The sequence below is a fragment of the Mesorhizobium sp. M7A.F.Ca.CA.002.04.1.1 genome, assembly GCF_004022805.1.
Classification (GTDB): domain Bacteria; phylum Pseudomonadota; class Alphaproteobacteria; order Rhizobiales; family Rhizobiaceae; genus Mesorhizobium; species Mesorhizobium ciceri.
The window spans coordinates 1-11618 of record NZ_RZPL01000090.1 but is presented as its reverse complement, the minus strand read 5'-3'; the positions used below and the strand labels follow the sequence as shown (position 1 = coordinate 11618).

At 63.9% G+C, this 11618-nt stretch carries 12 protein-coding genes; 11 read left to right on the top strand and 1 reads right to left on the bottom strand.

The window, feature by feature from the left end; genetic code table 11:
* Nucleotides 1–119: 119 nt before the first annotated feature.
* The 11 genes from ENZ75_RS07320 (at nt 120) to ENZ75_RS07270 (ending at nt 10164) form a co-directional block, all read left to right on the top strand.
* On the top strand, nt 120–1496 hold the full coding sequence (locus ENZ75_RS07320; RefSeq protein WP_063168923.1) for a flagellar hook-length control protein FliK: 1377 nt from the start codon (nt 120–122) through the stop codon (nt 1494–1496).
* Nucleotides 1426–2013 (top strand): transglycosylase SLT domain-containing protein, encoded by a 588-nt coding sequence (locus ENZ75_RS07315; RefSeq protein ID WP_063168924.1) that lies wholly within the window; start codon nt 1426–1428, stop codon nt 2011–2013. Before ENZ75_RS07320 ends, ENZ75_RS07315 begins: the two co-directional genes overlap by 71 nt.
* Before the next feature lie 223 nt (nt 2014–2236).
* The gene (locus tag ENZ75_RS07310) at nt 2237–2905 is read left to right on the top strand and encodes a response regulator transcription factor (protein ID WP_013529780.1); all 669 of its coding nucleotides are present in this window, start codon (nt 2237–2239) and stop codon (nt 2903–2905) included.
* 79 nt (nt 2906–2984) lie between these two features.
* Nucleotides 2985–4244 (top strand): flagellar hook protein FlgE, encoded by a 1260-nt coding sequence (locus tag ENZ75_RS07305; RefSeq protein WP_013529779.1) that lies wholly within the window; start codon nt 2985–2987, stop codon nt 4242–4244.
* 27 nt (nt 4245–4271) lie between these two features.
* Nucleotides 4272–5726: a flagellar hook-associated protein FlgK gene (gene flgK, locus ENZ75_RS07300; protein WP_063168925.1), complete on the top strand. Its 1455-nt coding sequence runs from the start codon at nt 4272–4274 to the stop codon at nt 5724–5726.
* A 4-nt stretch (nt 5727–5730) separates the two neighbouring features.
* Nucleotides 5731–6774 (top strand): flagellar hook-associated family protein, encoded by a 1044-nt coding sequence (locus tag ENZ75_RS07295; protein ID WP_013529777.1) that lies wholly within the window; start codon nt 5731–5733, stop codon nt 6772–6774.
* A gap of 31 nt (nt 6775–6805) precedes the next feature.
* Entirely contained in the window at nt 6806–7153 is a 348-nt protein-coding gene (flaF, locus tag ENZ75_RS07290; protein WP_013529776.1) for a flagellar biosynthesis regulator FlaF, read from the top strand.
* On the top strand, nt 7150–7593 hold the full coding sequence (gene flbT / locus ENZ75_RS07285; RefSeq protein ID WP_013529775.1) for a flagellar biosynthesis repressor FlbT: 444 nt from the start codon (nt 7150–7152) through the stop codon (nt 7591–7593). Before flaF ends, flbT begins: the two co-directional genes overlap by 4 nt.
* Nucleotides 7593–8000, top strand: a complete 408-nt coding sequence (gene flgD / locus ENZ75_RS07280; protein ID WP_013529774.1) for a flagellar hook assembly protein FlgD — start codon at nt 7593–7595, stop codon at nt 7998–8000. The genes flbT and flgD overlap by 1 nt, the downstream gene beginning before the upstream one ends.
* A 24-nt stretch (nt 8001–8024) precedes the next feature.
* On the top strand, nt 8025–8291 hold the full coding sequence (fliQ, locus tag ENZ75_RS07275; protein WP_013529773.1) for a flagellar biosynthesis protein FliQ: 267 nt from the start codon (nt 8025–8027) through the stop codon (nt 8289–8291).
* A gap of 229 nt (nt 8292–8520) precedes the next feature.
* Nucleotides 8521–10164 carry an MFS transporter gene (locus tag ENZ75_RS07270; protein WP_128278001.1) on the top strand — a complete coding sequence of 548 codons (1644 nt, stop codon included), beginning with the start codon at nt 8521–8523 and terminating at the stop codon, nt 10162–10164.
* A gap of 21 nt (nt 10165–10185) precedes the next feature.
* Here ENZ75_RS07270 and ENZ75_RS07265 read toward each other — a convergent pair.
* Nucleotides 10186–11618 (bottom strand): chloride channel protein (locus ENZ75_RS07265; protein ID WP_164887752.1); only part of this gene is annotated, 1433 nt, incomplete at its 5' end.

Sequence of the window (11618 nt, the reverse complement as noted above, 5' to 3'; positions counted from 1 at the left end):
CCGGCGTCGGCCCCTTCGCCCGCCGCCGGTCCAGAGCCCGCCGATCCGACCGACGCCGCCATGACCAGAACACGTCGACAGCTCGACCTGATCGACCAGATGCTTGGAGCCGCCCCTAAATGACCACCAGCCTCGGCTCGGCCTTGCCAGGATTTGCCTCCACGCGCGCGACGTCGGAGCAGCCTGCCGCGAACGGCAGAAACGATGACGCCGGCTTCGGCAAAATGCTGCGCGACGATGCCCGCCCGGAACGGCAGGCGTCGACAGAGGCGGGATCGCGCGACCGGCGCTGGAGCAAGCTCGCTGCCGGCCTCGCCGGGCATGGCGCCAAGGTCGAACCGGCATCGGCCGAGCCCGGAAGGACCACCTCGGCCAAAGGCGCAAGCGTGAAAACCGGCAAGGACGATTTGGAAGCAAAGGCGCACAAGGCCGACGCCGAACAGACGGCGTCGGATACCGCGCCGCTTCAGGACGACCTGCCGCTGCTGATCGCGTTTCATGACCTGCGGCATTTCTCGACAGCGGCCAAGGCAGCGGGGGGCAATGCGGCCACCGGCGAGAATCCGTCGGACCCGGCGCTCGGCGGACAGGCTGCACTGCCAAAGACCTACCGCTCAAAATCGTCGGGCGGACGCGAAGCACTCGAAACCATGTCGAAGCCGGAGCAGGCGTCGATCGTCGACGGACCTTTGACGGCGCTTGACGGTCAGTCGCCGAGCGCTGCCTCCAGCGCGCCAAAACGCGACGTCACAGCGGCGGCTCAGAAGCTGTCGGACGCGCCGGCTGTCGATGTGCCCGGCGTGCCGTCGAAGCCCACCACGAATGCGATGAGGAGCATCGAGGATGTGCGGTCCTCGATGCGTCCCGAAGCGGGAAAACAGTCCCTGTCCGCCGCGCGCATCGACGTGGTGTCGGAACGGAGCTTCCCCGCGCCGCCGCAGGGTCCCATCAGCCAGGCGGCCCTCAATGTGATCAACGCCATAGCCGCCGACGCCGGGCCGCAAAAGGCGCTTTCAGCCTCACCCACGACCACCCATCTGGCCAGCTCTGTTGCCGTTCCGACACATGTGTTGAAGATCGAACTTCACCCTGCCGAACTCGGCATGGTGACGGCCAATCTTCGCCTCTCCGGGGAACAACTTTCGATTGAGCTGAAGCCTGAAACACACGATGCCTATCGTCGGCTGTCCGCCGACAGCGAGGCCATCGTCAAGTCGCTGCGAGGGCTCGGCTTCGAGGTTGACAAGGTCACGATACTGCAACCTTCGGTAGCAGTTCCCGCTACAACCCGGACGGATGCAACCGCTCCGTTGGCGGCGGCAACAGGCCGCGATCCAGCATCCTTTCAACCGGGGAATTCGGGCGGCGGCAATGGTGGAGCCGGCGGCCAGCAACCGGGTCAGCAATCCTCAAGGAACCGCAACGATGACGCGCAGGACTACGGCCGCGGCACTTCGCCTTCTCGCGAGCGCGCTGGCGGCGATATCTTTATCTAGCGCGGTAACAGCTGCCGCAGCCACGACCAACCCTTGCGAGCCGGAAATCCTGCGCGCCGCCGACCGCTATGGCGTTCCCGCCGGCATCCTTTATGCCGTTGGCCTGACGGAGACCGGCAACAAGGGCAGCCTTCAACCCAACGCTTTGAATATAGAGGGAAAAGCAGTCTTTCCCAGAAGCCGGCCCGAGGCCCTTGCCGCCTTCGCCAATGCCCGGCGCGAGGGCAAGACCCTGATCGATCTGGGCTGCATGCAGATCAACCACCACTACCACGCATCGCATTTTCGCAGCGTCGAGGACATGCTCGACCCACGTCAGAATGTCGACTATGCGGCGCGCTTCCTGGCCAGCCTTCATGCCCGTCACGAGACCTGGTCGATGGCCGTGGCCCGCTATCATGCCGGCCCCGACAATGACCCGGCGCAGAAGATCTATGTCTGCCGTGTCATTGCCAACATGGTCGCCACCGGCTTTGGAAAATGGACCGCGAACGCCCGCGGATTCTGCAACCCATAAGCGCATTTTCCATTACTAATAGACCTAACACACAACCCCGAATTGTTGTTCTGGCCTGGCCAAAACTTGGCGCCGAATGCGTATCTGGCTGCACGCTAATGCAACCGATACGATTCCAGACTCCCAAGAAACTAGCTACAAGAAATGACGGTTGTTCAGGATTCTCGCCAGCGGATAGGCCTCTCTTCACGGGGCAAATGATTCGATTCGGAAGGCGGGGCCGATGATTGTGATCGTTGACGAGCGCGAGCTCGTAACAGAGGGATACAATTCACTTTTCGATCGTGAGGGCATCGCCTGTGCAGGCTTTGCATCCGGCGAATTCGGTGAGTGGGTGAATTCGGCCGCCGACACCGATCTGCGCTCGGTCAGGGCCTTCCTCATCGGCGATTGCCGCGAAGGTTCCATCTCTCCGCGCCAGATCCGCGACCGCACCGGCGCCCCGGTGATTGCGCTGAGCGAACAGCATTCGCTGGAGAACACGCTGCGGTTGTTCGAGAGCGGCGTCGATGACGTCATTCGCAAGCCCGTCCATATTCGTGAGATCCTGGCCCGCATCACCGCGATCCGCCGCCGCGCCCAGGAAGACGTCGCCTACACCGAGATCGGCGCCATGCGCATCTTCATGGACGGCCGCGACCCCGAGATCGACGGTCAGCCCCTCCCCCTGCCGCGCCGCGAGCGCCGCATCCTCGAATATCTGGCGAGCAATCGCGGACGCCGGGTCACCAAGACCCAGGTCTTCAACGCCATCTACGGCATCTTCGACGAAGAGGTCGAGGAGAACGTGGTGGAAAGCCACATCAGCAAACTGCGCAAGAAGCTGCGCGAGAAGCTGGGCACCGACCCGATCGATTCCAAGCGTTTCCTCGGCTACCGGCTCGTCTTCTGATGCAGCGCCGCGCCAGCCTCGCGCAAGAAAACATGCGTAGCCTCGCAGCCAGCAGCATGGACACAGCGGAGACGTTTCGATGAGCCTCTATGGAATGATGCGGACCGGCGTTTCCGGCATGAACGCGCAGGCAAACCGCCTGTCGACGGTCGCCGACAACATCGCCAATTCAGATACCACGGGTTACAAGCGGTCCTCCGCCGAATTTTCGACGCTGGTCATGCCGTCGACCGGCGGCGCCTACAATTCCGGCGGCGTCACCACGACGATCCGTCAGGCGGTCAGCGATCCGGGCGTGCTTCAGTACACGACCTCGGTTTCCGACCTTGCCGTCAGCGGCGATGGCTTCTTTGTCGTTCAGGATCCGAGCGGTACCCCCTATCTGACCCGAGCCGGCGCTTTCGTTCCCGACGGTCAGGGCAGGCTTGTCAACTCGGCCGGCTTCCAGCTGATGGCCTACAGTTACGAGAACGGCGTACCGGCAGCGACGGTCAACGGCTTCGAGGGATTGGTCCCGGTTGTCATCTCCGACCAGGGCATGACCGCAACGCCGAGCACCGAGGGCAGCTTTGCCGGCAACCTGCCGGCGGGTGCGACCCCGGTCGCGACCGCCAACCTGCCCGCCGCCAACGCTGCGACCGCGCAATACACGTCGAAATCCTCCATGGTCGCCTACGACAATCTCGGCAACAAGAAGCTGCTCGACGTCTACTTCACCAACACCGGCGCCGGCACCTGGCAGGTGGCGGTCTTCGATCAGTCGAAGGCCACCGCTGGAACATCGTTCCCCTACACCGCCGGCGGCTTGCTGGGCTCGGCCAACCTGACCTTCGACACCACCACCGGCAAGCTCACCGGCACGCCCACCAACGTTTCATTTACCGTGCCGAACGGCGCCACCCTCAATCTCGATCTGTCGGCGCTGACCCAGCTTGGCACCGGCTTCACGGTTTCCGACGCCCAGGTCAACGGCAACGCACCGAGCACCATCGACAAGGTCCAGATCAGCAAGGACGGCACCATCTACGCCCAGTACAAGGACGGCTCGACCAAGCCGCTCTACAAGATCCCGCTGGCCGACGTACAGAGCCCGGACCAGCTCAAGGCGCTGCCTGGCAACGTCTATTCGCAGGGCACCGAGTCCGGCGCGGTTCGTGTCGGCTTTGCCAATGAAGGCAAGCTCGGCTCCATCATCTCCGGCGCGCTCGAGAATTCCAACGTCGATATCGCCGAAGAACTGACCAACATGATCGCGGCACAGCGCAGCTACACCGCCAATTCGAAAGTCTTCCAGACCGGTTCCGATCTGATGGACGTCCTTGTCAACCTGAAGAGATAAGACGGGCGTCGCCCGCGAAAGACCCGCATGTCACTGTCTACCGCATTGAGTATCGCCCAGTCGGCGCTTATGAACACCGCGCGACAGACCAGCGTTGTCTCGCGCAATGTCGCCGACGCCTCCAACCCGGACTATTCGCGGCGCCAGGCCGTCGTCACCAGCACGGCGCCGGGTGCGCGCTCGGTCGATATCCAGCGCGCAGCCAACGAGCTTCTGTTTCGCCAGAATCTCGCCGCGCTATCGGCCTGGAGCGGCCAGAACGCTCTCTACAACGGCATGGATCAGTTGGGTGTTGCGGTCAATGGCGTCGACAATGCGTCCTCGCCCTCGACTGCGATCGCCAACCTGCAGCAGGCGCTGCAGCTCTACGCCACCTCGCCGTCGAATCAGAACCTCGGCGCCTCCGTCATCGACGCCGCCAAACAGGTCGTGCGCTCGCTCAATGAGGGCTCCAAGGCAGTCCAGGATTTCCGCACCCAGACCGACGGTCAGATTGCCACCGCCGTCGACGACCTGAACTCGCTGCTCGGCCAATTCCAGGATGCCAACACGGCCGTCATGTCCGGAACCCGTTCCGGCACCGACGTTTCCGATGCGCTCGACCAGCGCGATGCGCTTTTGAAGAAGATTTCGAACTATGTCCCGGTGTCGACCTTCACGCGAGGCGACAATGACATGGTCATCACCACCGGCGACGGCACGACCTTGTTCGAGACGATACCGCGCACGGTCACCTTCGCGGCGTCGGCAGGCTATACCGCGGGTGCCGCCGGCAATGCCGTCTACATCGACAATGTGCCGATCTCGGCGGGAGCTGGTGGCAACACCAGCGCCAGCGGCACGCTTGCCGGCCTGCTGCAATTGCGTGACGGCGTCGCCTCGACCATGCAGAGCCAGCTCGACGAGACCGCGCGTGGCCTGATCACAGCCTTTGCCGAGACCGCACCCTCGATGGCCAACGCCGCCGGCCTGTTCACCTGGTCTGGTGCGCCGGCCGTGCCGGCCGCCGGCACGCTGGTCAACGGCCTTGCCGCGTCCATCAGCGTCAATGCAGCGATGGACCCGAGCACCGGCGGCAACCCGATGCTGCTGCGCGACGGCGGAGCCAACGGTGCGGCCTACGTCGCCAACACGGGCGGTGGCGCATCCTATTCCACCCTTCTGGTTGCCTATGGCGACCGGCTCGACCAGCCGATGACTTTCGACCCCGCCGCCGGGGTTTCGGCAACGTCCAGCGTGTCCGACTACGCCGCCAGTTCGATCGGCTGGTTCGAGGGCGTGCGCCAGCAGGCTTCGACCGCCTCCGACGCCAAGGAAGCACTGGCGTCGCGCAGCGCCGAGGCGCTGTCCAACGCGACCGGGGTCAATGTCGACCAGGAAATGTCGCTGCTGCTCGACCTCGAACACACCTACCAGGCATCGGCCCGGATGATGAAAACCGTCGACGACATGATGACGGCCTTGCTCAACGCGGTGGGATAATTCCATGACTTCAGTCTCCTCGGCCGCAATCTCCAATGCCATGCGCTCCCAGCAGATGCGCATGCAGGCCGAACTCGTCAAAGCCACGAAAGAATCCTCGACGGGCAGGGTCGCCGACGTCGGCCTGGCTCTCGGCGGGCGCACCACCCAGGCCGTCACTTTCCAGCGCGATCTTGACCGGCTCAACGTCATCATCGATTCCAACGGCCTGGTCGGCGCCCGGCTCTCCTCGACGCAGACCTCGCTTGGTCAACTCTCGACCGCCGCTCAGACGTTCCTGTCCGCCCTGACCACCGCCTCCTCAAGCGACTCGTCCAACAGCCTCACCCAATCCTCCGGCAAGGCGACCATCCAGCAGCTGACCTCGATCCTCAACACCAGCGTCAATGGCGAATACCTGTTCGCCGGCACCAACACCGACGTCAAGCCAATCAACGACTTCACAGCTGCCGGCTCCCCCGCCAAGGCGGCATTCGACGCCGCTTTCGTCGCCAATTTCGGCTTCACCCAGGATGATCCGCTCGCGGCCGACATCACGGCTGCCCAGATGGACGATTTCATCACCAATGATGTCGCCCCGCAGTTCACGGGCGCTGGTTGGCAGGGCAACTGGTCGAACGCCACCGACCAGCAGATCGTCAGCCGCATCGCACTCAACGAAACCACACCGACGTCGACCAGCGCCAACAGCGCCGGCATCCAGAAGCTCGCAATGGCGGCAGCCATGGTCAGCAGCCTGATGTCCAGCAACATCAGCCAGGCGGCGAAGAATACGGTTGTCAGCCGCTCCACCACATTGGTTGGCGAAGCGCTGAGCGGCATTGGCCAGCTTCAATCCGAGACCGGCATCGTCCAGAAGCGGGTTTCCGATGCCAACGATCGGATGAAAACGCAGGTCGACCTTTTCGAACGGCACATTCTCGACCTGGAAGCTGTCGATCCGGCCGAAGCCGCGACACGGGTCGCGGACCTGACACAGCACATCGAAACGTCTTTCGCGTTGACCGCACGCCTGCAGCAGCTCAGCCTGTTGAATTACCTGACCTGACAACGCTTAACGGAACGGTAGAGCCCCAACGATGTACCAATTCTCTTACGCCGACATCCAGAGCAACTCCGTTGCCGACGCGAAGGACCGCGAGCGCGAGCTTCTGACCCGCTCGATCGACATGCTGGCGGCAGCAGCAGTGGCCGGCCACGGTTCGATGGAGGCGATAGAGGCGCTTCACTTCACCAACCGCGTCTGGACCGCCTTCGTCGAGGATCTTGGCTCCAGCGACAACGCTCTGCCAAAGGAACTGCGCGCCAACCTCATTTCCATCGGCCTGTGGCTGCTGCGCGAGGCGGAGGACATCCGTCAGGGCCGCACCAACAATTTCGAAGGGCTGATCGAGGTGTCCCAGATCATCAGGGACGGCATTCAATGACCAACACGCTGAAGATATCGCTGAAGCCGAACGAAAAGATCTACATCAACGGCGCCGTCATCCGGGTCGACCGCAAGGTCACCGTCGAATTGATGAACGACGTCCAGTTCCTGCTCGAAAACCACGTGATCCAGGCCGAAGATGCCTCGACACCGCTCAAGCAGCTTTATTTCATCCTGCAGGTCATGCTGATGAACCCGGCCGGCGCCGCCGCCGCACGCGAGATGTTCCGTCGTTCGCTGCCGCTGCTTCTGGCAAGCTTCGAGGACGGCCAGATCTGCAGCGCGCTGAAACAGATCGACCGCATGGTCGGCGAGGACCATATCTACGAAGCGCTGAAGGCGATCCGCGCACTTTATCCGCTCGAACGCCGCGCGCTGGGTGGGAATGACGATGTTTCGGGTGCCGAGCGCCCGTTGGCTGTGGGAGCACGATACTGATGAACGTGGACATGACGACGACGATTCCGACCGGCGCCAATCAGGCCACCGCGTCCACCTCGAAGACAGCAGTCGACTACCAGTCCTTCCTGAAGCTTCTGATCGCCGAGATGAAGAACCAGGATCCGACCAAGCCGATGGATTCGACGCAGTATGTCGCCCAGCTCGCCACCTTCTCGCAGGTCGAGCAATCGGTGCAGACCAACACCAAGCTCAATCAGATCATGCAGTCCTCGGCGCTGTCGCAGGCCGACGCACTGATCGGGCGCTCGATAACCTCCGCCGACGGCCTGACGACGGGCACCGTGGCTTCGGTGCGCCTCGCCAGCAACGGTCTCATCGCCGTGCTGCAGAACGGCACCGAAGTCGCGGTCGGTCCGGGAGTTTCGGTCAAGGCGGCAAGCTGACGCTTTCGACAGAGAGCCAGTCCCATGAATGAGGCCGACGCTCTCGACATCGTCCAGTACGCGGTATGGACGGTGCTCGTCGCGTCCGCTCCGGTGGTGCTGGTCGCCATGGTGGTCGGCATCGGCATCGCCCTCATCCAGGCGCTGACCCAGGTGCAGGAAATCACCTTGACCTTCGTGCCGAAGATCGTCGCCATCATGCTGGTGGTGGCGCTGACCGGCCCCTTCATCGGCAGCCAGATATCGGCCTTCACCAACGTCATCTTCGAGCGCATCCAGAACGGGTTCTAACCTGTTTTGGGAAGGCGTGCCGCGGCATGCCGTTCGTAATTGTCCGAAGACAGACGCCGCCGATCCCCTTGGCGCCTCCGCACGCACGGCAGACAAGGCCTGGACCGCCTCTATCCCATTGTTGGACCATGAGCTTTTTTGCCCTTTGCGGCGCCATGCCCTACTTTCGGCAAACGGTCTGCGCAAACGGATTGTCTGACGGGCAGGCACGACATGGCAGGAATCCCAAATGATTGACGACAAGCCGGACAGCGAGAGCGTCTCGGCGCTGGCGCCCTTCCGGCACGGCATTTTCCGCGCCGTGTGGGGCGCAAGTCTCGTCTCGAATTTCGGTGGCCTGATCCAGGGTGTCGGCGCCGCCTGGATGATGACCACGATCGCCACCTCGCCCTATCAGGTGGCCCTTGTCCAGGCTTCGACCACCTTGCCGATCATGCTGTTTGCGTTGGTCGCCGGCGCCATCGCCGACAGTTTCGACCGGCGCAAGGTGATGCTGGTCGCCCAGACCTTCATGCTGGTGGTGTCGGTGCTTCTGACCCTGTTCACCTATTCGGGCCTGATCACGCCATGGACGCTGCTTGCCTTCACCTTCCTGATCGACAGCGGCACCGCGCTCAACAGCCCATCATGGCAAGCCTCCGTCGGCGATATCGTTCCCCGCAACAAGGTGCCGGCGGCCGTCGCCCTCAATTCGATGGGCTTTAACCTGACGCGCAGCGTCGGTCCGGCGATCGGCGGCATCATCGTCGCCGCCGCCGGTGCGGCAGCCGCCTTCGCGGCGAACGCGGTGAGCTATATCGGCCTGATCGTCGTGCTGGCGCGCTGGAAGCCGAACGTGCCGGTATCGACCTTGCCGCGCGAGTCGCTGGGGGCCGCCATGGGCGCCGGCCTGCGCTATGTCGCCATGTCGCCCAATATCGGCAAGGTGCTGGTCAGGGGTGCTGCGTTCGGCTTCAGTGCAGGCGCTGTGCTTGCGTTGCTGCCTCTGGTGGCGCGCGACGTCGTCAAGGGCGATGCGCTTACCTATGGCATCATGCTCGGCGCCTTCGGCATCGGCGCGGTCGGCGGCGCCTTGATCAGCGTCAGGCTGCGGCAGTTGCTCTCCAGCGAGACGATGGTGCGCTGTGCGTTCGCCGGCTTCGCCGTCTGCGCCTTCAATGCCGCCGTCAGCCAGCATGCCTGGCAGACATCGCTCGGCCTGCTTGTCGGCGGTGCCTGCTGGGTGATCGCGCTTTCGCATTTCAACGTCACGGTGCAGATGGCGACGCCGCGCTGGGTGGTCGGCCGGGTGCTGTCGGTCTACCAGACCGCGACCTTCGGCGGCATCGCGCTCGGCAGCTGGATCTGGGGCGTCGTCGCCGACGCGCATGGCGCCGAAACCGCGCTGATCGCCGCCAGCATCGCCATGCTGGCCGGCGGCGCCATCGGTCTTTTGCTCCCGCTGCCGCAACAGCAGGTGCTCAACCTCGACCCGCTCAATCGCTTCAAGGAACCGCATTTGGCGCTTGACCTGAAGCCGCGCAGTGGTCCCATCGCCATCATGATCGAATATGTGATCCGCCACGAGGACGAACCGGAGTTCCTCGCCATCATGGCCGAACGCGGCCGCATCCGCCGCCGTGACGGCGCCCGCAACTGGACGCTGGCGCGCGATCTCGAGAATCCCACCGTATGGATCGAGCATTATCACACGCCGACCTGGATCGAGTATATCAGGCACAATGGACGCATCACCCATGCCGACGCCGTCATCGGCGAACGCGTGCGGGCCCTGCACAGCGGCGACGAACCGCCCCGCGTACGACGCATGATCGAGCGCCCGACCACCGCCGGCACGGCGCTTGTGATGGCCAAGGGGCCGATCGAGCATTAAGCCCGTAACCCCTCTTGCCCTCTACCCCTCGCCCGACAGGTCCCGGCGCGCCTTGTCGAGTTCCTCGGCATAGCGCCGCATCAAATGGCCTTCGGTCAACAGGCCCAGCACGATGTGGTCGGTGAAATCCTCGACCACGGCGAGTTCTTCGGCGCCCGCCCGCTGGAATGTTTCCGCGGCGGCCTGCACGTTCATGCTCGGCACCAGCACCGCGTCCTTGTATTTGGCGAGATCGCGCACCGGCACCTCGCCATCGGACGGATCGCTGTGCAGTTCGGCCACGATCAGCACGCCGACATAGTGGTCGCCCGCATCGACGGCGATGACGCGCTGGGCAGAGCCGAGCGGCACCTCCTTGCGGAAGGCTGCCAGCGTCGTCGAGGCATAGATGGTCTTGATGTCCTTGCGCATCATCGAGCCGACTGTGAGGCTGCGCATCCAGCCGACATCGTGGGCGCTGCGGATGGTCTCGCCGCGCAGATGGAAGCGCCATGTCGAGAACGAGTAGCCGAAGGTTTCGCGCACCAGGATGGCCGACATGATCGAGGCGGCCAGCACGACGCCGGTCAACGTCAGGTCGCGGGTCGATTCCAGCGCCAGGAAGGTCATCGTCAGCGGACCGCCGACGACACCGACGGCGAGCGACGTCATGCCGACGACGGCGGCGACGGCAGGGTCGATGCCGGTTGCCGGAGAAATAACAAGCATCACATCCGCGAACGCCTTGCCGAGCAGCGCGCCGAGGAACAGCGAGGCAAAGAACAGCCCGCCGCGAAAACCCGATCCCAGCGAGACCGCCGACGCCGCCAGCTTGAGCACGAAGACGCTGGCCACCACGGCCAGCCCGTAATTCATCGAGAATTCGCGATGCAGCGCGCCATGGCCGCTGGACAGCACCTGCGGCGTGATCAGCCCCAACAAGCCAACGATGACGCCGCCAATGACGGGGCGCAGCGACGCATCGATCGACAGCCTGGCGAAACCGCGCTCGATCAGCGTCACCAGATGCATGATGGCGATCGAGGCGGCACCGCCGAGCAGCCCGAGCAGCAGGAACGGCACATACTGGCTGGCGGTGAGCGCCGGCAGACCCGAAAGCTCGAGCGGGAAAGGCACCCCGCCGAACATTTCAGCGGTCAGCGAGGCTGAGATCGCGGCGGTCATGACAGGCGCGACATTGGCGACCGAGTAGATGCCGATGACCAATTCGAAGCCGTAGAAGGCGCCGGTCAGCGGTGCATCGAAGGCAGCGGCGATGGCGCCGGCCGCACCACAGCCGACCAGGATACGGACATCGTTGCGGCGCAGCCTGAAGATGCCCGCCAGCCGCGATGCCAGCCCGGAGCCAACCTGCGTGTAGCCGGCTTCCAGCCCGACCGAGGCGCCAAAACCGCTGGAGATCATCGTCTGGCCGGCGATGATGAAGGTGTCGGTCAGCGACATGCGCCCGCCAT